General features: G+C 71.0%; 13 protein-coding genes and 1 rRNA gene. 7 read left to right on the top strand and 7 right to left on the bottom strand.

Annotated features, from left to right (window positions below; translation table 11 throughout):
• Nucleotides 1-88 precede the first annotated feature (88 nt).
• A 16S ribosomal RNA gene (locus SMIR_RS19770) occupies nt 89-1,614 on the bottom strand.
• 665 nt (nt 1,615-2,279) lie between these two features.
• Nucleotides 2,280-2,840, bottom strand: coding sequence for a MarR family winged helix-turn-helix transcriptional regulator (locus SMIR_RS19765; protein ID WP_168493125.1), 561 nt, complete (start codon nt 2,838-2,840; stop codon nt 2,280-2,282).
• Between the two features lie 144 nt (nt 2,841-2,984).
• On the opposite strand from SMIR_RS19765, the gene SMIR_RS19760 reads away from it, so the two are divergent.
• Nucleotides 2,985-4,262 (top strand): MFS transporter, encoded by a 1,278-nt coding sequence (locus tag SMIR_RS19760; RefSeq protein ID WP_212728377.1) that lies wholly within the window; start codon nt 2,985-2,987, stop codon nt 4,260-4,262.
• Nucleotides 4,263-4,359: 97 nt separating this feature from the next.
• On the opposite strand, the gene SMIR_RS19755 is transcribed toward SMIR_RS19760, so the two are convergent.
• Together SMIR_RS19755 and SMIR_RS19750 are read right to left on the bottom strand one after the other, a co-directional pair.
• The gene (locus SMIR_RS19755; protein WP_168493129.1) at nt 4,360-6,015 is read right to left on the bottom strand and encodes an ATP-binding SpoIIE family protein phosphatase; all 1,656 of its coding nucleotides are present in this window, start codon (nt 6,013-6,015) and stop codon (nt 4,360-4,362) included.
• Nucleotides 6,016-6,255: 240 nt separating this feature from the next.
• Nucleotides 6,256-7,635 (bottom strand): NAD(P)/FAD-dependent oxidoreductase, encoded by a 1,380-nt coding sequence (locus SMIR_RS19750; protein ID WP_168493131.1) that lies wholly within the window; start codon nt 7,633-7,635, stop codon nt 6,256-6,258.
• A gap of 374 nt (nt 7,636-8,009) precedes the next feature.
• On the opposite strand from SMIR_RS19750, the gene SMIR_RS19745 reads away from it, so the two are divergent.
• Nucleotides 8,010-8,789, top strand: coding sequence for a TetR/AcrR family transcriptional regulator (locus SMIR_RS19745; RefSeq protein WP_168493133.1), 780 nt, complete (start codon nt 8,010-8,012; stop codon nt 8,787-8,789).
• Nucleotides 8,790-9,030: 241 nt separating this feature from the next.
• A complete protein-coding gene (locus tag SMIR_RS19740; RefSeq protein ID WP_168493135.1) occupies nt 9,031-11,007 on the top strand; it encodes a sigma-70 family RNA polymerase sigma factor in 1,977 nt (658 codons plus the stop codon).
• Nucleotides 11,008-11,069: 62 nt separating this feature from the next.
• Here the strand turns inward: SMIR_RS19740 and SMIR_RS19735 are convergent, their stop codons facing one another.
• The gene (locus SMIR_RS19735) at nt 11,070-14,612 is read right to left on the bottom strand and encodes an AfsR/SARP family transcriptional regulator (protein WP_212727194.1); all 3,543 of its coding nucleotides are present in this window, start codon (nt 14,610-14,612) and stop codon (nt 11,070-11,072) included.
• 98 nt (nt 14,613-14,710) lie between these two features.
• Nucleotides 14,711-16,810 carry an asparagine synthase-related protein gene (locus tag SMIR_RS19730; protein ID WP_212727193.1) on the bottom strand — a complete coding sequence of 700 codons (2,100 nt, stop codon included), beginning with the start codon at nt 16,808-16,810 and terminating at the stop codon, nt 14,711-14,713.
• A gap of 747 nt (nt 16,811-17,557) precedes the next feature.
• Here SMIR_RS19730 and SMIR_RS19725 point away from each other — a divergent pair.
• The 4 genes from SMIR_RS19725 to SMIR_RS19710 all read left to right on the top strand — a co-directional run bounded on the left by SMIR_RS19725 (nt 17,558) and on the right by SMIR_RS19710 (nt 22,838).
• A complete protein-coding gene (locus SMIR_RS19725) occupies nt 17,558-18,982 on the top strand; it encodes an NsdA family TPR-like regulatory protein (RefSeq protein ID WP_099921857.1) in 1,425 nt (474 codons plus the stop codon).
• A 173-nt stretch (nt 18,983-19,155) separates the two neighbouring features.
• Nucleotides 19,156-20,361, top strand: a complete 1,206-nt coding sequence (gene lhgD, locus SMIR_RS19720; RefSeq protein WP_422664448.1) for an L-2-hydroxyglutarate dehydrogenase — start codon at nt 19,156-19,158, stop codon at nt 20,359-20,361.
• Between the two features lie 172 nt (nt 20,362-20,533).
• A complete protein-coding gene (gene trmB / locus SMIR_RS19715; RefSeq protein ID WP_168493142.1) occupies nt 20,534-21,373 on the top strand; it encodes a tRNA (guanosine(46)-N7)-methyltransferase TrmB in 840 nt (279 codons plus the stop codon).
• A gap of 67 nt (nt 21,374-21,440) precedes the next feature.
• The gene (locus tag SMIR_RS19710; protein WP_168493195.1) at nt 21,441-22,838 is read left to right on the top strand and encodes a PrsW family intramembrane metalloprotease; all 1,398 of its coding nucleotides are present in this window, start codon (nt 21,441-21,443) and stop codon (nt 22,836-22,838) included.
• 3 nt (nt 22,839-22,841) lie between these two features.
• Here SMIR_RS19710 and SMIR_RS19705 read toward each other — a convergent pair whose 3' ends face one another.
• Nucleotides 22,842-23,786, bottom strand: a complete 945-nt coding sequence (locus SMIR_RS19705) for an aldo/keto reductase (RefSeq protein ID WP_168493197.1) — start codon at nt 23,784-23,786, stop codon at nt 22,842-22,844.
• Nucleotides 23,787-23,815 lie beyond the last annotated feature (29 nt).

The following is a 23,815-nucleotide window of genomic DNA, read 5'->3' as shown; positions in this document are numbered from 1 at the left end:
TTCCACCCATGAGCAACCACCGTCGAACGTGTGCCGACGTAATGGCCCTGGACCACCAAGCAAGCTTGGCGGCCTAGATGCTCCTTAGAAAGGAGGTGATCCAGCCGCACCTTCCGGTACGGCTACCTTGTTACGACTTCGTCCCAATCGCCAGTCCCACCTTCGACAGCTCCCTCCCACAAGGGGTTGGGCCACCGGCTTCGGGTGTTACCGACTTTCGTGACGTGACGGGCGGTGTGTACAAGGCCCGGGAACGTATTCACCGCAGCAATGCTGATCTGCGATTACTAGCAACTCCGACTTCATGGGGTCGAGTTGCAGACCCCAATCCGAACTGAGACAGGCTTTTTGAGATTCGCTCCGCCTCACGGCTTCGCAGCTCATTGTACCTGCCATTGTAGCACGTGTGCAGCCCAAGACATAAGGGGCATGATGACTTGACGTCGTCCCCACCTTCCTCCGAGTTGACCCCGGCAGTCTCCTGTGAGTCCCCATCACCCCGAAGGGCATGCTGGCAACACAGAACAAGGGTTGCGCTCGTTGCGGGACTTAACCCAACATCTCACGACACGAGCTGACGACAGCCATGCACCACCTGTACACCGACCACAAGGGGGCGACCATCTCTGGCCGTTTCCGGTGTATGTCAAGCCTTGGTAAGGTTCTTCGCGTTGCGTCGAATTAAGCCACATGCTCCGCTGCTTGTGCGGGCCCCCGTCAATTCCTTTGAGTTTTAGCCTTGCGGCCGTACTCCCCAGGCGGGGAACTTAATGCGTTAGCTGCGGCACCGACGACGTGGAATGTCGCCAACACCTAGTTCCCACCGTTTACGGCGTGGACTACCAGGGTATCTAATCCTGTTCGCTCCCCACGCTTTCGCTCCTCAGCGTCAGTAATGGCCCAGAGATCCGCCTTCGCCACCGGTGTTCCTCCTGATATCTGCGCATTTCACCGCTACACCAGGAATTCCGATCTCCCCTACCACACTCTAGCTAGCCCGTATCGAATGCAGACCCGGGGTTAAGCCCCGGGCTTTCACACCCGACGTGACAAGCCGCCTACGAGCTCTTTACGCCCAATAATTCCGGACAACGCTTGCGCCCTACGTATTACCGCGGCTGCTGGCACGTAGTTAGCCGGCGCTTCTTCTGCAGGTACCGTCACTTTCGCTTCTTCCCTGCTGAAAGAGGTTTACAACCCGAAGGCCGTCATCCCTCACGCGGCGTCGCTGCATCAGGCTTTCGCCCATTGTGCAATATTCCCCACTGCTGCCTCCCGTAGGAGTCTGGGCCGTGTCTCAGTCCCAGTGTGGCCGGTCGCCCTCTCAGGCCGGCTACCCGTCGTCGCCTTGGTGAGCCACTACCTCACCAACAAGCTGATAGGCCGCGGGCTCATCCTTCACCGCCGGAGCTTTTAACCCACCCGGATGCCCGGGCAGGTGTTATCCGGTATTAGACCCCGTTTCCAGGGCTTGTCCCAGAGTGAAGGGCAGATTGCCCACGTGTTACTCACCCGTTCGCCACTAATCCACCCCGAAGGGCTTCATCGTTCGACTTGCATGTGTTAAGCACGCCGCCAGCGTTCGTCCTGAGCCAGGATCAAACTCTCCGTGAATGTTTTCCCGTAATCGGGACGACACCACGAGAGCGGAACCAAGGAGAGGAATAATCCCCTCGGTTCACAGCGTCCTCGCTGTGCGCCTACCGGACAGTGCCCGGCAGGACTTTTTCAAAGGAACCTCGTCCCAGCCGATCGGCCGGAGACGGGGTATCAACATATCTGGCGTTGATTTTTGGCACGCTGTTGAGTTCTCAAGGAACGGACGCTTCCTTTGTACTCACCCTCTCGGGCTTTCCTCCGGGCGCTTCCCTTCGGTCTTGCTTTGTTCTTGCGTTTCCGACTCTATCAGACCGTTTCCCGATCCGATTTCCTCGGTGCTTTCCAGGTTCCCGCTCTCGCGTTTCCCTTTCCGGCGGTTCCGACTCTATCAGATCCTTTCGGGCCTGATTCCCAGTCAGTGGGGCTTGCCTTCCCGGCTGTTGGGCCGTTCCGACGTCCCAAACTTTAGCGGATCCTCTCGGCAGTTCCTAATCGGACCGCCGCGCCCCAATCGAATTGAATTCGGGCACACCGAATTCACCCGTCTGGGAGATCGTGCTGGTGGTTTGGGTGCCGCTACCGCGGCGGAGGTGTTACCGCAGAACCGTTACGGCCCCGTGGCAACTCGAAGAACCTTACGGATCCAGCAGGGTGATGTCAACCATCCCTGTCAAGATCTTTTATTCGAGGTCGCTGAGCCGGCCGCCCGCGTCGGGCTGGGCGTGCTCCACGCGTCGTAGAAGACGCGTCAGAACTTCGCCGAGGACACCACGCTCGTCGGCGGACAGGTCCTGGAGGAGGTCCTCCTCGAAGACCGTGGCGAGGCGCATGGCCTCCAGCCACTTCTCGCGCCCCTCGTCCGTGAGCTCCACGATCACGCGGACACGGTTCGACTCGTCGCGCTCCCGGGTGACCAGACCCTCCGCGACCATCCGGTCGATGCGGTGGGTCATCGCGGCCGGGGTCAGGCCGAGCCGCTTGGCGAGGTCGCTGGGTCCCATCCGGTAGGGCTCCCCCGAAAGGACGAGGGCCTTGAGGACCTCCCACTCGGCGTTGCTGATGCCGAGGGTGGCGGTCTGACGGCCGTAGGCGACGTTCATACGGCGGTTGAGGCGGCCGAGGGCCGCCACGATCTTCTCGACCTGGGGGTCGAGGTCCCGGAACTCGCGCTGGTAGGCGGCGATCTGTTCGTCGAGTGTCGGCTCGGTTGTCGGCGCAGTGAGGCCGGGGGTGTCGCCCATGTCCGAAGTATCGCACGGGCTCGCTTGGCGTTGAAGTCCTTCAAGCTGTACAGTTCAACATCTAACTTTAGCTTCGAAGTCTTCAGGTCTGCATCCATGCACGCCGAAGCTTCACTACCAAGGCAGGTGAAAGTGACCAGGGCGATGGGCGCAGCGATGCGCCGGATCCACGTGGGCAACGCACTCGGAGCGTTCGGGCTCGGCTTTACCGTCCCCTTCCTCTATGTCTATGTGGCGCAGGTACGGGGACTCGGCTCCATGACGGCGGGCCTCGTGCTTGCCGTCTTCGCCGTGGCCGCTCTCGTGGTGCTGCCGTTCGCCGGGCGGGCCATCGTCCTGCGCGGCCCACTGCCGGTCCTGCTCACCGCCCTGGTCACCGCCGCCTTCGGGGCGCTGAGCCTGGGGCTCGCGAGCAACGCCACGGCCGTACTGCTGTCGGCGGCGGCGCTCGGTGCGGGACAAGCGGTCATGCAGCCGGCGCTGGCGACGATGATCGTGGACTGCTCGACGGCGGACACGCGGTCGCGCGCCTTCGCGACGCAGTTCTTCCTGCAGAATCTCGGGCTCGGCGTGGGTGGCCTGATCGGCGGCCACATCGTCGACACGACCCGCGCGAGTTCGTTCACGCTGCTGTTCGCGATCGAAGCGGCGATGTTCCTGGTGCTGGTCGTGATCATGGCGACCGTACGGGTGCCGCACGCGCCGCGGATCAAGGGAGACACGCCGCAGGCCGAGGGTGGCAGCTGGAAGCAGCTGCTGGGCAACCGGGCCATGGTGCAGCTGTCCGTGCTGGGCTTCGTGCTGTTCTTCGCCTGCTACGGGCAGTTCGAGTCGGGGCTGTCCGCGTACGGCGTCGAGGCGGCCGGGATCTCGACCTCCGCGCTCGGTACGGCGATGGCGGCGAACACGGCGATGATCGTGGTGGCGCAGTTCGCGGTGCTGAAGTTCGTCGAACGCCGGAAGCGGTCGCGGGTGATCGCGGCGGTGGGCCTCATCTGGGCCGTGGCGTGGCTGACCGCCGGGTACGCGGGGCTCGGACACGGCAGCCGGACGATGGCCACGGCGGCGTTCGTCTCGACCTACGCGCTGTTCGGACTCGGCGAGGCGATGCTGTCGCCGACGGTCGCCCCGCTGGTCGCGGATCTCGCGCCGACGGGACTGGCCGGCCAGTACAACTCCGCCTTCGCCCTGGTGAAGCAGCTCGCGCTGGCCGTCGGTCCGGCGGTGGGCGGTCCGATGGGGGCCTCGCTGCACGGTCCGTACGTCGTGACGTTCCTGCTCTTCTCCCTCGGCATCACGTTCCTGGCGCTGCGGCTCGGGCGGCAGCTCAGCCCCGTACAGAACCAGCCGTGGCTGGCGAAGAGCCGGGTGGTGGCTCAGGGCGGGGCGGCTCCTGCGGAGCCGGTACGGGCAAGCGCCTGACTGTGGTCTGTTCGACGTTCGCACGACGGCTGCCACCACGTTTCACCGTGGTGGCAGCCGTTTCCTGTTTCTCGAGGAACACACCTGGGGGCAGGGGTCAGCCGACGGTGCGTGGGAGGGCGAACTCGCACCAGACCGCCTTCCCTCCCCCGGGTGTACGCCGCGACCCCCAACCGGAAGCGATCGTCGCGACGATCGCGATACCGCGCCCGGCCTCGTCGGCGGGCTCGGCGCGACGCCGCCGCGGCAGATGGTCGTCGCCGTCGGTGACCTCGATGATGAGGCGGCGGTCGGTACGGCGCAGCCGGAGGCGCATCGGCGGGGTGCCGTGCTGGAGGGAGTTGGCGACCAGTTCGCTGGTGGCGAGGACGCCGAGGTCATGGAGGTCGGACGGGAAACGCCAACTCGTCAGCACGCCGGAGGCGAAGGCACGCGCGCGGGGAGCCGCTTCCACCCCGCCCAGCAGCTCCAGGGCCGCGTTGCGGAAGAGCTCGCCGTCGGGGCCCGTACGGGCGGGGTGCTGGAGGACAAGGACGGCTACGTCGTCGTCGTGGTCGGCAGTGACGCCCGCGGAGCGCACGAGGCGGTCGCAGACGACCTGGGGAGTGCCCGTCGCCCCCGCGAGGGCGCGCTCCAGGGACGCGATCCCCTCGTCGAGGTCCTCGTCGCGGCGCTCGACCAGGCCGTCGGTGTAGAGGACGGCCGTGGAGCCGGGTCCCAGCGGGACCGAGCCGGAGGCATGCATCCAGCCGCCGGTGCCGAGCGGCGGCCCGGTGGGTTCGTCGGCGCGGACCACGGTGCCGTGCTCGTCGCGGACGAGGATCGGGAGGTGGCCCGCGGAGGCGTAGACGAGCCGCCCCTCATTGGGGTCGTGGACGGCGTACGCACAGGTGGCGATCTGGTTGGCGTCGATCTCCGTGGCGAGTCCGTCGAGGAGTTGCAGGACCTCGTGCGGGGGCAGGTCGAGGCGGGCGTACGCGCGTACGGCGGTGCGCAGTTGCCCCATGACGGCCGCGGCCCGCACTCCGCGGCCCATCACGTCGCCGATGACGAGTGCGGTGCGTCCGCCGCCGAGGGTGATCACGTCGTACCAGTCGCCGCCGACCGCGGCCTCGGTGCCGCCGGGCTGGTAGGTGGCGGCGACGCGCAGGTCGTCGGGTTCTTCCAGCTCCTGGGGGAGCAGGGAGCGCTGGAGGGTGACGGCGGTCTCGCGCTGACGGCGCTCGCTGGCGCGCAGTCGCTCGGCGGCCTCGGCGTGGTCGGTGACGTCGGTGGCGAAGACGAGTACGCCGCCGTCCTGGCCGTCCGGGGTGGCGTCGACAGGCGTGCAGGTGAAGGTGTACGAGCGGCCGCCGGGTGCTTTGCGGGACTTGACCGTGCGCGGCTTGGCGCTGCGCAGCACCTGGTCGAGGAGCGGGAGCAGGCCGATCTCCGCGAGCTCGGGCAGCGCCTCGCGTGCGGGTTCGCCGACGGGTCGGGCGCCGAAGGCCGCCACATAGGCGTCGTTGACGTACGCCACGCGGTGGTCGTGGCCGTGCACGAGGGCGACGAGGGCCGGGACGCGGTCGAGGACCTCGCGCACGGGCAGGTCGTCGACGGCGGGGACGGGTGGCGCGTCGTCGGTCAGCTGCTCGGCGCGGGCCGCGGGCACGGAGCCCTCGCCTCGACGGTCCGGGGAGGCCGTGTGTTCGGTTCGCGCCGCGGCGCGGCGCTGCGTTCCGGGGAGCCGGGCGCTCCAGCGGGTGAAGTTCACCGAATCCTTGCCTCGTGATTGTCGTCTCCGGTCGGCTCCGGATCCGGCCGGGGGTCCGGCCCGCGGCCGGAGCCACTGGAGCGCTGCCTCCCTGATCGGAACCCGGGAAATGCGGCGCTGGGGAAGAAGCCTGTGGGTGCGATGAGCGAACCGTCGGCCCGCCCAAGGTCGGGACCAGTCTGGCCGACCGGACCGACATCCGTCAGACGCCTGCCTGATCGGTGGAGTTCCTGGGTCCGGTCAGGACGACCCCTTCGGGTCGAGCTTCGGGTCGATGGGATGCTTTCCACCGGCCGCGAGTTCGAACTCCGCTCGAGGATGTTCGAGCGATCCGAGGGACACGATCTCCCTCTTGAAGAGCCCCGCCAAGGTCCATTCGGCGAGCACGCGGGCCTTGCGGTTGAAGGTCGGGACCCTGCTCAGGTGGTAGACGCGGTGCATGAACCAGGCAGGATAGCCCTTCAGCTTGCGCCCATAGACGTGTGCGACACCCTTGTGCAGCCCGAGGGACGCGACCGAGCCGACGTACTTGTGGGAGTACGTCTCCAGGGGCTCGTCGCGCAGGGAGTGCGCGATGTTGTCGCCGAGGACCCCGGCCTGGCGCACCGCGTGCTGGGCGTTGGGCGCGGTCTCCTTGCCGGGCTCCTCGGCGGTGACGTCGGGGACGGCGGCGGCGTCTCCCGCGGCCCAGGCGTGTGGGGCGCCGTCGACGGTCAGCTCGGGGGTGCACTTGAGGCGGCCGCGCTCGTTGAGGGGGAGGTCGCTGGCGGCCAGGATCGGGTGCGGTTTCACGCCGGCGGTCCACACGATCGTGCGCGTGGGGAAGCGGGCGCCGTCGCTGAGGACGGCGATCCGGTCCGCGCAGGAGTCGAGGCGGGTCTCGAGGCGTACGTCGATGTTGCGGCGGCGCAGCTGGGTGACCGTGTACTTGCCCATCTCCTCGCCGACCTCGGGAAGGATGCGGTTCGAGGCCTCGACGAGGATCCACTTCATGTCGTCGGCGTTGACGTTGTGGTAGTAGCGGGCGGCGTAGCGGGCCATGTCCTCGAGTTCGCCGAGCGCCTCCACGCCCGCGTAACCGCCTCCCACGAAGACGAAGGTCAGGGCGGCGTCACGGATCGCGGGGTCCCGGGTGGAGGAGGCGATGTCCATCTGCTCGATGACGTGGTTGCGCAGCCCGATGGCTTCCTCGATGGTCTTGAAGCCGATGGCGTAGTCGGCGAGTCCGGGGATCGGGAGGGCACGTGAGACCGAGCCGGGGGCGAGGACGAGTTCGTCGTACGTGATCTGTTCCGTGCCCGCGCCCTCCTCGGCGGTGGCGAGCGTGCTGAGCGTCGCGGTGCGCTTGGCGTGGTCGATGCTGTGGGCCTCGCCGACCAGGATCCGGCACCCGTCGAGGACCCTGCGCAGCGGGACCACCACGTGGCGCGGCGAGATCAGGCCCGCGGCGGCCTCGGGAAGGAACGGCTGATAAGTCATATAGGGGTCGGGGGAGACGACGGTGATCTCGACCTCGCCCCGATTCAGTTCCGGCTTCAACCTTCGCTGGAGGCGCAGGGCGGTGTACATCCCGACGTAGCCGCCGCCGACGATGAGAATGCGCACAGGTTCCTTCACCATCCCATGACGCACCCCGCTCTTGAGTTTGTCCACAGGCTCGACAATTTGTGTGACCGACGGCCGGGGGCCCGAGGGGTTGGCCGGTTTGCCGGAGTGTGGGAAGAGTGCGCAGGTCAGCGGGGGTGCTCGAGGGGTTCGGAGGGGGCGTAATCGGGAGGTAACCGACCCGTACTCCGATCGGGGGGCGCTCCGTGCGGAACCTGCCCCTTCTGAATTGACCCCCACTCAACTATGTTCGTGTGTCGACGGGGTGTAGGGGGATGCGCTCGACGAGTCCGCACGACGGGTTCGTGAATCAAGCTTGTTCCGCACGCTCCGGCTTCCAATGGCGGGGAGAGTCTCCGGGGGGAGACGTCATTACCGGGGGAACGCTTATGCACATTCAGGATGCTCATTGGTCTTCCGCGTCTGCCATCGCGTCCGGTGGCACGGTCGGCGCGGCAACGGGCGGCAATGGCCGCGGTCCGGTCGACGGATCGCGGACGACGCCGCTACGGGTGGACGCACAGCGCAATCTGGAGCACGTACTGCGCGCGGCGCGCGAGGTCTTCGGCGAGCTGGGGTACGGCGCGCCGATGGAGGACGTGGCGCGGCGCGCCCGGGTCGGCGTCGGCACGGTGTACCGGCGCTTCCCGAGCAAGGACGTCCTGGTCCGTCGGATAGCCGAGGAGGAGACCTCCCGGCTGACCGACCAGGCGCGCGCGGCGCTCGGTCAGGAGGACGAGCCGTGGTCGGCACTCTCGCGCTTCCTGCGTACGTCGGTGGCCTCGGGTGCCGGGCGGCTGCTGCCGCCGCAGGTGCTGCGGGTCGGCGTCGCGGAGGAGGGGCCCTCGGCGGACGAGGCGCGGGTGCCGCAGCAGCGGTCCCAGCTCGCCCCCGAGCTCCGGCTCGTCGGGCAGCGGTCGTCGCCCGAGGAGGAGGCCATGGCCGCGGTGGCCGACGACGCCGGTGCGGCCGCGCTGCTCGACGTGGTGGGCCGGCTGGTGGATCGGGCCCGCGCGGCGGGCGAGCTGCGGGCGGACGTGACCGTGGCGGACGTACTGCTGGTCATAGCCACGGCGGCGCCCTCGCTGCCGGATGCCGCCCAGCAGGCCGCGGCCTCGGCCCGACTGCTGGACATCCTGCTGGAGGGGCTGCGCTCGCGGCCGGCGTGACGGTGGCCGGGGTGACGGAGTCCGAGGGGACGGAGCTCGGGGTCCGCACATTCCGGCCATAACGCAACTGCCTTATGGGGGGCGTTTATTGACTATTCCCCAAACGAGTGACCACTAGTGCTGTCGTGTGGCAAGTCCCCACGGACGAGTGGTTGGTCCGTGCGGTGGGGTTCCGCCCCTGAAGCGTGTGACACTCTGTCCCGGTATTCGGGTCCGAGTGTGCAGGCGGGGGCTTTCCGCGATGAGCGTTGACGGGCGGGACGAGTCACTCGGTGACGGTGGCGCGGAGGCCGGCGGGTCGCCCTCGCGGCAGGTACCGAGCCAGGGCGGCCCGTCGGGCATCACCTCGGAACCCTCGGGTACGCCGGGTGTTTCAGGCGCATCGGGTGGTTCAGGCGCTTCGGGCGCTCCAAGGGACCCCAGTGTTCCGGCGCAGCGCGACCGGTTCGACCGGCGGGACGGCGGGAACGTCCTGCCGCCCCCGATCGAGCTGCCGCCCTCCGACGCCGATCTGATCGGGCGGATGCGCGCGGGCGACGACACGGCGTACGAGGAGTTGTACCGCCGTCACGCCGAAGCCGTCCGTCGCTATGCCCGCACCTGCTGCCGGGACGCGTACACCGCGGACGACCTCACCGCCGAGGTGTTCGCCCGCATGCTCCAGGCGGTCCGGCGCGGCCACGGCCCCGAGCACGCCGTACGCGCGTATCTGCTCACCACGGTCCGCCGCGTCGCCGCGAGCTGGACGAAGTCCGCGAAGCGAGAGCAACTGGTCGACGACTTCGCGGTGTTCGCCGCGCAGTCCTCCCGCACCTCCGAGGTGTCCGACGACGACACGCTGGACCTGGGCGCCGACGTACGGGCGATGCACGAGGCCGAGCAGTCCATGGCCATGCAAGCGTTCCGGTCGCTGCCGGAGCGCTGGCAGGCCGTGCTGTGGCACACGGAGGTCGAGGACGAGTCCCCGAGCGAGGTCGCCACGCTCTTCGGGCTCGACGCCAACGGCACCCGCGTCCTGGCCAGCCGCGCCCGCGAGGGCCTCAAGCAGGCCTACCTCCAGGCACACGTCAGCATCACGCTCACCATGGACGACGAGTGCGCGCGCTACGCCGACCGGCTCGGCGCCTACGCCCGGGGCGGCCTGCGCACCCGGGCCGAGCGCGGACTGCGCAAGCACCTGGAGGAGTGCGCCAAGTGCCGGCTGGCCGCGGGCCAGATCAAGGAAGTCGCCAGCGGGATCCCCGCGGTCGTGCCGGTCGCGGTCATCGGTTGGTTCGGTGCCGCCGGGTACGCGAAGGCCGTCGCGCTCATCGCCGGTGGCGCCGGAGCGGGCGCGGCCGGAGCGGTGGGGGCCGCGGCGGCGAGCGGCGGCTCGGGCGGGGCGAGCGCCGGGGGCGGCGCGGCCGCCTCCCAGGGGCTCGGCGCGCCGGTCAAGGCCGGTATCGCGGCGGGAGTCGTCGCGGTGGCCGCGGCGGCGGTGGCACTCGCCCTCGTCGGCAACGGCAGCCCGGTCAAGAAGCCCGAGGCCAAGCCGCCGGCGACCTCGCCGGTGGTCGAAGCGCCACAGCCGCAGCCGACGCCGACTCCGTCGAAGAAGCCCGCGCCACAGTCCCCGGTGATGGCCCCCGCACCGACGCCCAGCCCGACCCCGACTCCCACTCCCCGGCCCACCCTGAAGCCCACGCCCACGCCCACGCCGTCCCCCACCCCGACGCGGGCGAATCCGAAGCCCACCCCTACTCCGACTCCCACTCCGACGCCCACCCCGCCGCCGCCTCCCGCACCGGTCGTCTACCAGTGGAACGAGTTGAAGTACGGCGTCACCGGTGACCACACCAAGCCCGAGATGCGGCTCGGCGAGAGCAGTTGGGTGTGGCAGCGGTGGGGGGTGTCGATCGCGGGTCAGCGGTACACCCACGGCGTGACCGTGCACGGCGAGTCCTCGGTCACCATCGACCTCAACCGCAGTTGCTCGGCGTACGACGCGCTGGTCGGCGTGGACGACCTGACGCTGGGCCTCGGCCAGGTGAGCTTCTCCGTGTACGCCGACGGAGCTCGCCTGTGGCAGTCGCCACTGGTCAAGGGCGGCGACCCCGCGATCCCCGTGCATGTGAGCCTCAACGGCCGCAAAACGATTCGGCTGGCCGTCGAACCGCACACGAGATTCGACGCGGTGGCCCTGGCGGACTGGGCGGAGTCCACGTTCCAGTGCCGGTGAGGCGCGTCGAAGTGAGGTGCGGCACTCCCTCGCCGCCTACTCGTACTCCTTACTCGTAACCCTTACTCGTATTCCTTCAGCGCCTCCGCGAGCTCCCGCAGGGCGTCGGCCTGGGTGAAGCCCGCCCCCGTCGTCCGCTCGGACTCATGGCGGACGGGACCGAGAGCGGCACGCGCGGCGGTCTCCGTGCGCTCGGCGCCGGTGCGCTCCTGGATGGGACGGGGAAGACCGCCGCGCCAGGAAGTACCGGCGGCGAGCAGACGGGCCGCTCGGGGATGGTCGCCGAGCTCGGACAGCAGGCCCGCCGCACTCTCGACGAAGCTCGCCGTCACCACGTCGGCGCACCGCCCCGTCACCGCCGTGGCCAACGCGTCGACCATCTTGCGCAGGCCGGGCTCCGGACCGGACTCGGCGGCCGTCACGAGCGCCTCGACCCAGTTCAGCGCCGCCATGAACTGCGGCGGCGGGGTGCCGCGGGCGGTCATCTCGCACGCCTGCTCCCACTGTTCGCGCGCGAAGGCGACCTCTCCGTCGTCCAGGGCCAGCTGGGCGCGGAGCAGACGGACGAAGGCGCCGGAGTCCGTGATGCTGTACCGCTCGGCCGCGGCGTTCGCCTCGTCCAGAGCGGTCAGCGCCTGCGAGCGCTCGCCCGCGCGGTAGGCGAGCTCGGCCAGCCGCGCCATGAGGAAGGGCGTCTCGGCGTACGCGCCGACCTCGAAGGCCAGCCGCAATGCCTCCTCGTACTCGCCCTTGGCCTCGTCGTAGAGACCGCGCGCCATGGCCGCCTCCCCCGCGGCGCTGCACACCTGGGCGCGCACCCAGCGGTCGCCCACGCGCCGGCTGAGCACCCGCAGCTCCGCGAGGTCGTCGTCCACGCCCTGCATGCCGCCCGGGGCGTCGACGACCATGTGCGTACGGAACATCAGGGTGACGCCGATCTCCCACTCCCCGCCGTACGCTCGGCAGTTGGCGAGCGCCGCGTCCATCGACGGACGCACGTCGTGCCAACCGCTCAGGAAGAAGGCGGTCAACGGCCAGACGATGCCCGGCATGGTCGCCGCGTCCGGACCGCCCTTCTCGAAGAAGTCCCGCACCCGCACGATGTACTCCGGAATCCACGGATACGCCCCTGCGTCCAACGGATCGGTCTCCACCAGCATGAACAGGTGCAGCATGCGCGCCCGCATCCGCATTCCGTGCAGCGGATGGGACTCCTCGTGGTCCGGGGTGGCGAGGAAGGCTGCCAGCGGATCGAAACGGTCCAGGTCGGCGAAGAGGACACCACCGCCGCCACCGTCACGGCCCTCGCACCCGTCGCCACCGTCGCCACCCTCCCCGCCGTACGACCGGTTCGCCTCGGACACGACGCCCCTCGCGTCGAGCGTCGCGCCCAGCCGCAGCAGGCGGTCCGTCCATTCCCCGCCTTCGCGGCGGAAGTTGCGCAGCCACCAGAACCAGCCCATGGCGAGGACGATCGCGCCGGCGTCCTCCTCCGCACCGGCGACGATCGCGCGGTGCAGGGCCGCCCGGATGTTGTCGAGCTCTGTCTCCAGGCGGTGGATCCAGGGCAGCTGCGCGGCGGAGCGCAGCAGCGGCTCGGCCTCCTCGACGAGGTCACGCGCCCACGCGCGGTGGTGCCGCTCGGCGGCGGCGCGCAGCTCGGGGACTTCGGCGGCGCGCTCGGTGGCGTACTCGTGGATCGTCTCCAACATGCGGTACCGCATGCCGCCGCCGACGCCGTCCTCGTCGCAAGGGGCGGCGGACGGGGTCGCGACGATCAATGACTTGTCGACGAGCGCCCCGACGAGTTCGGCCACGCCACCGGCGACCGGACCGGTGATCGCACCGGTGCAGACGGCTTCGGCGGCCGTGAGGTCCCAGCCGCCCGCGAAGACGGACGCCTCGCACAGCACGGCCCGCTCCCGTTCGTCGAGCAGGTCCCAGGACCAGTCGACGACGGCGCGCAGGGTCTGCTGGCGGGGCAGCACCGTGCGGCTTCCGGAGGTGAGCAGCCGGAAGCGGTCGTCGAGCCGGTCGGCGATCTGGCGGGGTGTCAGCAGTCGCAGGCGCGCGGCGGCCAGCTCGATGGCCAGGGGCAGGCCGTCGAGCCGTCGGCAGATCTCGTCCACCGCCTCGGAGTCGTGGAGCGCGGCGTCGGCGTCGGGACGTACGGCCGCCGCGCGCTCCATGAACAGCCGGCGCGCGGGGTCGGGCGGCAGGGGCTCGACCGGGCGCACCAGCTCGCCGGGGACGCCGAGGGGTTCACGGCTGGTGGCGAGGATGGTGAGCCCCGGGCAGCGGGTGAGCAGGGTCTCGGCGAGTTCGGCGGCCGCGCCGATGACGTGCTCGCAGTTGTCAAGGATCAGGAGCTGGCTGCGCGGGGCGCAGTACTCGACGAGCAGGCCGAGCGGGTCGTCCTGGCCGACCATCGCCATCTCGTGGGTCATCAACACGGTCTCGCGCAGACCGAGGGCGCTGACCACCGCGCCCGGGACCGCCTCGGGCCGGTCGAGCGGGGCCAGCTCGACCAGCCAGGCCTGCGGGAGCCCGGCGGCGGCTTCCTCGGCGAGGCGGGTCTTTCCCGAACCGCCCGGTCCGGTCAGCGTGACCAGGCGTGCCCTCTGCACATCCGAACGGATCGCGTCGAGTTCGGGTTCCCGGCCGACGAAGGAGTTCAGGCGGGGGCGGAGGTTGCCGGTGCGTTCGGGGTCGAGGCGTGGGTGGAGGTGTCCGTCCTCGGTCGGGTGCGGGGTCGGTCGCTCTTCGGAGGAGTCGGAGGAGGCGGTGTCGACGCGCCGACCGCCGGAGGCGGCCGCCTCCGCCCCGTCCCCTTCCCGCCGTACGCGATGGTCGGCACGTACGGGTATGGGCCCCGGCCCGCCCGCTCCCGCCGGGGTGAGCAACTCCGCGTGCAGTCTCCGCAGTTCCCCGCCGGGATCCGCACCCAGGCCCTCCTGGAGGGCGCGGCGCACCCCTTCGTACGCGGCCAGCGCGTCCGCGCCGCGGCCCGCGTCGCGCAGTGCGCGGATGAGCAGGACGTGCAGGGCCTCGTCGTACGGGTGGGCGGTTGTCAGCTCCTTCAACTCCGGTACGACGTCGGGGGCGCGGCCCAGTCGCAGGTCCGCGCCGATGCGGGTGCGCGTCGCCTCCAGGCGGAGCGCGTCCGGGCGGGTGGCGGCCTCCCGGTCGGGGAGGTCCGCGAGGGCCGGGCCGTGCCACAGGGCGACGGCGTCGCGCAGGGTGTGGGCGGCGGTGGACGCGTCGCCGCGGTCGAGGGCGGCCTTGCCCTCTCGTACCTGCCGCTCGAAGACGAACAGGTCCACGTCGTCCTTGGTCGCCCGCAACCGGTAGCCGCCCGTCTCCGAGGCGACCGCGTCCTTGCCGATCGCCCGGCGCAGGCGGCCGACCAGGGCCTGCAACGCCGCCGGGGCGTCCAGTGGGGGGTCGTCCGCCCATACCTCGTCGATCAGGGTCTGGGGGGCGGTCGTGCGGTCCGCTCGTCGGGCGAGCGCCGTGAGCAAGGCGCGTACCCGGGGGCCGCCCAGCGCGACCGGGGCCCCCTGATCATCCTCCGCCTGGGCGACCCCCAGGATTCTGTACCGCACCCGCCTATTCTCACCTCGCCCGGTGCGTAGGGCCGAGGCTTTCCCCGGCGGGCCTACGCCCAGGTTCGCCCAGACACGAGCCAGGGGCGACCCGACCGCTAGCCCCGTCCCCCGGCCCCCGCCCCCAACGCCCGCCCCTGCGGCACGATCCCCGCGGGTACGGCCCGTTGGCGGGCGGGTGTGCCAGTCCAGCAGGTGCCGCGGCGGGCCAGCAGGCGGCGCAGCCACAGTTCCAGGGAGACCAGATCCGCCAGCCCGTCCAGCGGCAGCGGCTCCCCCGCCGCGGCCGCCCGCAGGGCCTTGCGGACGACCCGTGCCTCGACGAGCCCCGCCTGCGCCAGCAGAGGAGTGTCGAACAAGGCGATCAGGGAATCCGCGGCCACCCGCAACCCCGTCCGCGCTGCCGCCGCCGAGGACGCGTGCGACGGCGCGCCCCAGCCGGGCGGCAGATCGGCCACCCCTGCGCCCTCCAGGACGGTCCGCAGGATCGCCGCGCGCGCCCCGGGCTGGACCCGCAGCGCCTCCGGCAACTCACGGCACGCGCGGACGACCTGGTTGTCCAGGAACGGCGCGTGCAGCCGCTGGAAGCGAATCTCGGCGGCCTGCTCCAGGACGCGAAGATCGGCGGCGTGGCGCGCGAGCGCCGCCCGGGCGCGGAAGTCACCGGGCCGCTGCCCGGGACCGACCGCCCCCGTCCGACCTGCGGCTCCTTGTAGGCGAACCGATACTTCAGCCAGCGCCTCACCGGTCAGCCAACGCGCCGCGGGACCAGGCCTGGCCCAGGTGAGCGCAGCGAGTGACGCACCCACCGCGCCTCCCGGTTCGTCGAAGCGACGGTGCAGCAGCCGGTCGGCGAGGACGTCGACGCCGGTCCGGTACGGCGTACGGGCGAGTTTGCGCGCGGCGCCGTACACGCGCGCGGGAACCATGACGGAACCGTCCGCCTTCGCCAACGCGGCGACGGGCCGGACCAGATGGCGTCTCTTGCGGTCCATCAGCAGGTCGGCCAGCCGCGCGGGGTGCGCGTCCAGGACCTGCCGGGCCCCGTATCCCGTGAAGTGGTCCGCGCTGCCGGAGGACAGCCGCGCACGGTGCCGCGCCGCCGTCACCAGCGACGGCCCCGGCTCGTCCGTCAGCGGGCCCTCCAGGTCGGCGTACGGAAGCGTCTCCTCGCCCCCGGCGACGACCACATGGTGCAGCCGGGGGTTCGCGGCGAGCGTCCCGGCCCGCTCCACCTCGGCCTCCCGTCCGCGGACGGCGAGGTCGTTGAAGGTGACGGCGAGGAGCCGCTCACCGGCGCCCGTGCCGTGCCCAAGGACCGTGCCGGGCGCCCCCGGCAGCCCCGCCGCGAGCAGGGCCAGCGTCCCGGAGGCGGGCCCTCCGGAGAGGTCGGCCCCGATTCCCGGTACGGGCATCCCGCGCGCCGCGCGCCGCTCCGCGGGCCCCATCCCGGGTACGGGCCCGGGGTCGATGTCGGTCCCGGGTACGTGCCGGGGAGCGGCGAGGCGCGCGCGTACCGCCTCCACGAGGGCGTCCCGGACGCCGTCCACCGCGCTGTCGGGGTCCGCGGTGGGCGCGGCGACGGCGAGGGAGGCGACGGGCTCGTAGCCGGCGACCTCTCGGGCACCCGCGCGCAGGATCAGCGCGTGCCCCGGCGGAATGCGTCGTACGCCGTCGTACGGGGTCGAGTCGTGGACCGCGGCCGGTACGTCGGGGGCGGCGAGCAGGGCCGCCAGGTGCCCGAAGTCGAGGTTGGCCTCGATGAGGTCGGCCAGTGGCAGGGCGGCGGTCGCGTAGGCCGTACCGCCCGCCCAGGGGGTGTGGAAGACGGGCCGCGCGCCCGCGAGGTCGCCCGCGACGGTGGTGCGGCGGCCGACCTGGACGACGGCGGTGTAGCTGCCGGACCAGGCGGTGAGGTGGCGCAGTGCGCCGCCGCGCGCGGCGAAGAGGCCGACCTTGAGTTCTTCGTCGCTCGCCCCGCAGGTGCCGAGGACGGCGATCCGGTTCTGCGCGTCGGCCTTGATGACGCGGACCTCGTCGGGGCGCCAGTCGCCGACCGCCCAGAGCGGATCGGGGTCGCCCCACAGGAGTTGGGAGCCCACCGGGTGCACGGTCTCGCCGTCGCTTCCGGTGGCGCCCGCCAAGCCGATCTCGGGCGCTCTGGCGGCGGTACTGCTCCACCCCACCAACCACCGCATCGACGCCTCCACAGGCTGTGGACAACCAGTGCACCGTACGAACTCGGCTCCATGCTGCCACGAAGACCGCGAACGGGAGGGCCCCTGCGGCGGCTTGCGCCCCCTGGAATGCGCCCCCGCGAATACGTTCGCGCCGTTGGGAGGCCGCTGCAAAGCCGATCCGAAGCAGATGCGAACACCCGCCCGAAGCAAGGCGATCACGAGAGATTCACCGGGAACGGCGAGTGGGAGGGGGTGGATCGGCGACGCGAATGCGCCCCCGATACGCTCCCCGAAAGCACCTCATGCGCCCTCAAGTGGCGTGGTAGGAGCGCTATTTGCCCGCAAAGGCCACCGTCGATTTTCGGCCAAATCGGCTGCGGGCGGACAGGCGCGCACACGCTCCGTACAGGACCTGCACACCGCTCCGACAACGCACAGTCCGGGAGGCGGAGTTCGCCTCCCGGACCGGTCCGCCGCCCGCGGGGATGTAGGCGGCGGTGTCCCCCAGCCCACTGGATCCAGTACAGCGGGCCGACCCACGCGTGATCCATGGAAGCGCTCCCCCGGTGGCCGGAGAAGAGCGCACGGACGGGCGCACAGCCACACAGCGGGAGCACGATGCAACCGTCCGTACTTCCGTACGGACCACAATCCCGCCATCCGGAACAACGCCCCTTAACGCTTGGGATGCGGCGAACTACGCTGGGTTTACGAATGCCGCATGGTTATGCCAGCGCGGCAGCCGTCTGTGTCGAGGGGTGGCGCATGTCCAGGGAGCAACGCGGGCCGAACGAAAAACTCGGCGCCGTTCTCGCCCTCGCGGGAATCAGCAACGCAGGACTCGCGCGGCGCGTCAACGATCTTGGCGCCCAACGCGGGTTGACTCTTCGCTACGACAAGACGTCGGTGGCGCGCTGGGTGTCGAAGGGAATGGTGCCGCAGGGTGCGGCGCCGCATCTCATCGCGGCCGCCATCGGTCAGAAGCTCGGCCGCCCGGTGCCGCTCCACGAGATCGGCCTGGCGGACGCGGATCCCGCGCCCGAAGTGGGCCTCGCCTTCCCCCGTGACGTCGGGCAGGCGGTGCGGTCGGCCACCGAGCTGTACCGCCTCGACCTCGCCGGCCGCCGGGCCGGCAGCGGCGGCATCTGGCAGTCCCTGGCGGGATCCTTCGCAGTGAGCGCTTACGCGACTCCCGCCTCACGGTGGCTGATAACCCCGGCCGACAGTTCGGTGGCGCGGGACGTGAACCCTTCCGAGGGCTCCGGGGCACCACTGAAAGTCGGCCACAGCGATGTGCAGAAGCTCCGCGAGGCAGCAGAGGACGCCAGGCGCTGGGACTCCAAGTACGGAGGTGGCGACTGGCGTTCGTCGATGGTGCCGGAATGTCTGCGGGTCGAGGCGGCACCGCTGCTGCTCGGCGCCTACTCCGACGAAGTGGGCAGAGCTCTCTTCGGGGCGAGTGCCGAGCTGACCCGCCTGGCGGGCTGGATGGCCTTCGACACGGGCCAGCAGGAGGCCGCCCAGCGCTACTACATCCAGGCCCTGCGCCTGGCCCGAGCCGCCGCCGACGTCCCCCTGGGAGGCTACGTACTGGCCTCCATGTCCCTCCAGGCGACCTACCGCGGCTTCGGCGACGAGGGCGTCGACCTCGCCCAGGCCGCCCTGGAGCGCAACCGGGGGCTCGCCACCGCCCGCACCATGAGCTTCTTCCGCCTCGTCGAGGCACGCGCCCATGCGCGCGCGGGTGACGCCCAGGCGGCCGGCGGGGCCCTGAAGGCCGCCGAGGGCTGGCTGGAGCGGGCCCGGGACGGCGACCACGACCCGAGCTGGCTCGGCTTCTACTCGTACGACCGTTTCGCGGCCGACGCGGCCGAGTGCTACCGCGACCTGAAGGCGCCGCGCCAGGTGCGCCGCTTCACCGAGCAGGCGCTGTCGAAGCCGACGGAGGAGTTCGTACGCTCCCACGGCCTGCGACTGGTGGTGTCGGCGGTCGCCGAGCTCGAGTCGGGCAATCTCGACGCGGCATGCGAGCAGGGCGTACGGGCGGTGGAGGTCGCCGGGCGGATTTCCTCCGCGCGCACGACGGAGTACGTGAAGGACCTTCTGCACCGTCTGGAGCCCTACGGCGACGAACCGCGTGTGGTGGAGCTGAGGGAGCGGGCGCGGCCGCTGCTGATGGCCCCGGCGTAGTCGCTCCGCTGGAGGACCGGTACGACCGCGGGTGGTTCGGCCGCGGGTCGTTTGTGGCTGGTCGCGCAGTTCCTCGCGCCCCTGCGGGGCTCGGGGAACTGCTTCCGGCGCTTCGCGGGTTTGAGGGCGTTGTCAGTGGCGCAGTGCACTCTTGAAGCCGGGAGGTGGAACAGGTGCGGGTCGCTTATGACTGCGATGTGCTGGTGATCGGCGGCGGGATCGTCGGCCTGGCGACGGCGTACGCGATCACGCGCGCCGCGCCGGGCACGCGGGTGACGGTGCTGGAGAAGGAGCGGGGCCCCGCCCGTCATCAGACGGGGCGCAACAGCGGGGTGATCCACAGCGGGATCTACTACCGGCCCGGCTCGCTGAAGGCGCGGTACGCCGTGCGGGGCGCCGCCGAGATGGTGAAGTTCTGCGCGGAGTACGACATCGCGCACGCGGTCACCGGAAAGCTGATCGTCGCCACGGAGAAGGCGGAGCTGCCCCGTCTGCACGGGCTCGTGCAGCGCGGCCGGGAGAACGGGATTCCGGTGCGGGAGCTGGGCCCCGCCCAGATAGCGGAGTACGAGCCGCAGGTGCGCGGGCTCGCCGCGATCCACGTCGGCACGACGGGGGTGTGCGACTTCGTCGCCGTGGCCCGGCAGCTCGCCGAGTCCTCCGGGGCGGAGATCCGGTACGGGGCGCAGGTCGTCCGCATCGACCGCCGGCCCGCACTCGGTGTCGCCGTCCGTACGGCGGACGGGGCGATCGTGCGGGGACGGGTGCTGGTCAACTGCGCCGGGCTGCACTGCGACGAGATCGCACGCCTGGCCGGGGACGAACCCGGCATGCGGATCATCCCCTTCCGCGGCGAGTACTACTCCCTGGCGCGCCCCGAGCTGGTCCACGGCCTGGTCTACCCGGTCCCCGACCCCGCCTTCCCCTTCCTCGGTGTGCATCTCACCCGGGGGGTCGACGGAGACGTCCACATCGGGCCCAACGCGGTGCCCGCGCTCGCCCGGGAGGGGTACGGGTGGGGGGTCGTCCGGCCCCGTGAGGTGGGTGCGGCCGTGGCGTGGCCCGGTTCCTGGCGGATGGCGCGGCGGCACTGGCGGTACGGGGCGGGTGAGCTGCGGCGGTCGGTGTCCAAGGCGGCGTTCACCGGCGCGGTGCGGCGGCTGCTGCCGGCGGTGACGCCGGACGACCTGATCCCGGCCTCGGCGGGTGTCCGGGCCCAGGCCGTCCTGAGGGACGGCACCCTGGTGGACGACTTCCTCATCGAGGAGGGCCCGCGGACCGTACACGTCCTGAACGCGCCGTCGCCCGCCGCCACGGCGTCGCTCCCTATCGGGCGTGAGATCGCGCGCAGGGCGCTGGGGGTGCTGGCGGGGACGTGACGGGGTGACGGGCCGGGCCCGGTGGGTTCTTCGTCCGCGGGCCGGTGGGGGCTGGTCGCGCAGTTCCCCGCGCCCCTGAAAGCCCCGGTCGGCCGGTGTAACAGAGCTCGCGCCCTTGGCGGGGGTGAGGGGGCAGGAGGCTGCTCCCGGGGCGCCGTAAAATCGCTTCACTGTGTCTGACTCCATTGACTCCCCCGAAGAGCCCCGGTCCAGCTCCGTCGCCGGAGGTGAGCCCTATCGGCGTGCCCGGGCCAAGGGGGAGCCCCGGTTCCCCGATGGTCCGAAGGCCGACCCCGCCGGATCGCACTTCGAGCGGCGCATCCGGAGTTTCCAGCCGCGGCGCAGCCGGGTCACCACGGGCCAGGCGGACGCGCTGCAGCGGCTGTGGCCCAAGTGGGGGCTCGACATCGACGGGCAGCGGGTGATCGATCTCTCCGAGTTGTTCGGGGGCGAGCGGCCCGTCGTGCTGGAGATCGGGTTCGGGATGGGCGAGGCCACCGCGCGGATGGCGGCGGAGGACCCGAAGACGGGGATCCTTGCCGTCGACGTGCACACGCCGGGGCAGGGCAACCTGCTCAATCTCGCGGACCAGAACGGGCTCACCAATGTCCGCGTCGGCAACGGCGACGCGATCATTCTGCTCAGGGAGATGCTCACGCCGGATTCCCTGAGCGGGCTGCGCGTGTTCTTTCCCGATCCATGGCCCAAGAAGCGGCACCACAAGCGGCGGCTGATCCAGCCGGAGTTCCTCAGCCTCGCCGCGACCCGCCTCAGGCCCGGCGCCCTCGTGCACTGCGCGACCGACTGGGAGCCGTATGCCGAGCAGATGCTGGAAGTGCTGAGCGCACACCCGGACTTCGAGAACACCCAGCCGGACGGCGGTTACGCGCCTCGTCCGGACTTCCGGCCGCTGACCCGTTTCGAGGGTCAGGGACTGGAGAAGGGTCATGTGGTGAACGACCTCCTGTTCCGGCGCGTACAGCACCGAGACCAGGACACATCCGGCGACTGAAGACCCGCGGACGAACACCACCAGGCGCCGTCGCGGGCAGCGCCCCTCCCTCGTTAGGGTCAATGCCGTGGCCACCTTCCCCCCGTACCCGACGTCTCCCGGCGGTCCCACCGGTGGGCCGGCCGACGGTGCGCTGCGGCACGCGCACTGGTGGCAGCGGAAGTGGGTGCGCTACGGCGCGCTGATCACCCTGCTCGCGCTCTCCGGCCTCGTCATCCTGGCCCTGGTCCGCCAACAGACCGGCACCGAGGGTTTCCTGGTCGGGCTCGGCCTCGCCGTGCTGCCCGTGCCGCTCCTCGTCGCCGCGTTCCGCTGGCTGGACCGGGTGGAGCCCGGCCCCTGGCGCAACCTGCTCTTCGCCTTCGCGTGGGGCGCCTGCGCGGCGGCGCTGATAGCGATCGTCGCCAACAGTTTCGCGACCAAATGGATAGCGACCGCCACCGCCGACCCGACCAGCGCCGACACCCTCGGCGCGACCGTCATAGCGCCGATCGTGGAGGAGTCCGCGAAAGCCGCCGCCGTGCTCCTGGTGTTCCTCTTCCGCCGCCGGGACTTCACGGGGATCGTCGACGGGGTCGTCATAGCCGGAGTCACCGCCACCGGCTTCGCCTTCACCGAGAACATCCTCTATCTCGGCACCGCCTTCGGCACGGACCAGCTCAACGGTGACCGCGGCCTGGCCTCCGTCACCGCCGCCACCTTCTTCGTCCGCGTCGTGATGTCGCCCTTCGCGCACCCCCTGTTCACCGTGCTCACCGGCATCGGCTTCGGCATCGCGGCCCTGTCCGCCGAGCGCCAGCACGTGCGCCGCGTCCTGCTGCCCCTGACCGGACTGCTGCTCGCGATGGGCATGCACTCCACGTGGAACGGCTCGTCGAACTTCGGGGAGTACGGCTTCTACGCGGTGTACGGGGCGTTCATGGTGCCCGCGTTCGGCCTGCTCACCTTCCTCGTCATCTGGACGCGGCAGCGGGAGCTGAAGACCGTACGGACCGAACTTCCGGCGTACGCGGCGGCCGGGTGGCTCACCCCGCCCGAGCCGTACGTGCTCGGCTCGATGCGGGCGCGGCGGCTGGCCCGCGAGTACGCCGCCCACCACTTCGGCAAGGCGGCGGCGCGCTCGGTCGCGCAGTACGAGGCCTACGCGACCTCGCTGGCGTTTCTGCGGCACCGGGGGCGCAGTGGCCGCGCCAACGCCGACTTCGTCGTACGGGAGCGGGAGTTGCTGCACGAGCTGTGGCGCCGCCGGGAGGTCGCCCGCCCCTCCCTCGCGTACGCGGCCCACACGGCGGCCCCGGCCCTACCCGTGCCGCCTCAGGTACCGCCGCCGTGGCCCGGGTACGGCTACGCGCCGGTGCCCGGCCAGGCGAACCCCGCCGGCGCGCCCCCGTACCCCACCGGTGCGACGACGCCGTATCCCGCCCCGGCGACGCCGTACCCCGCGTACAACCCCTACCAGTCGTAGACCTCAGGCGGACGCTTCCGTCAGCCTGGCCACCTCCGCGTCCGTCAGGGTCAGGTCGGCGACCGCCAGCAGGGCCGGCAACTGCTCGACCGTCCGGGCGGAGGCGATGGGCGCCGCGACCGTCGGCCGGGCGGCGAGCCAGGCGAGGGCGACCGTGGCGACCTCGGCGTCATGGGCCCCGGCGACCTCGTCGAGAGCGGCCAGGACGCGGATGCCGCGCTCGGTGTCGAGGTGCTTGCCTGCGCCCTCGGCCCGCGCGGAGTCGACGGTCGTACCCGGGCGGTACTTGCCGGTGAGGAAGCCGGACGCGAGCGCGAAGTACGGGACGGCGGCCAGGCCGGTCCGGGAGGCGACCTCCTGGAGCGGGCCCTCGTAGGTGTCGCGCGAGACGAGGTTGTAGTGGGGCTGGAGGGCGACGTATCGCGCGAGGCCCTCGCGGTCGGAGAACTCCACGGACTCCGCGAGCCGCTCGGCGGAGATGTTGGAGGCGGCGATCTCCCGGACCTTGCCGGCCCGCACCAGTTCGTCCAGCGCGCCGATGATCTCCTCGACCGGCACCGAGGTGTCGTCGAAGTGGGTGTAGTAGAGGTCGATGTAGTCCGTGCCGAGGCGGCGCAGCGAGGCGTCGGCGGCGGCCCTGATGTTCGTCGCGGACAGGCCCTTGTACTCGGGGTGGGTGCTGACCTTGGTGGCGAGGACCACGTCGGAGCGGTTGCCGCGCGCGGCGAACCACTTGCCGATGATCGTCTCCGACTCACCGCCCGTGTGGCCGGCGATCCACGCGGAGTAGCCGTCGGCGGTGTCGACGAAGTTGCCGCCCCCGGCCGTGTACGCGTCGAGCACGGCGAAGGACTGCGCCTCGTCGGCTGTCCAGCCGAAGACGTTGCCGCCGAGGGAGAGCGGGAAGACCTCGAGGTCGGAGGAGCCGAGCTTGCGGAGAGAAGTCATGCTTTATTTCAGCAGCCGTACCGGACTGC

It is taken from the genome of Streptomyces mirabilis, assembly GCF_018310535.1.
Taxonomy (GTDB): Bacteria; Actinomycetota; Actinomycetes; order Streptomycetales; family Streptomycetaceae; genus Streptomyces.
The sequence above is the reverse complement of the archived record's forward strand: the minus strand, read 5'-3'. Positions and strand labels throughout refer to the sequence as shown.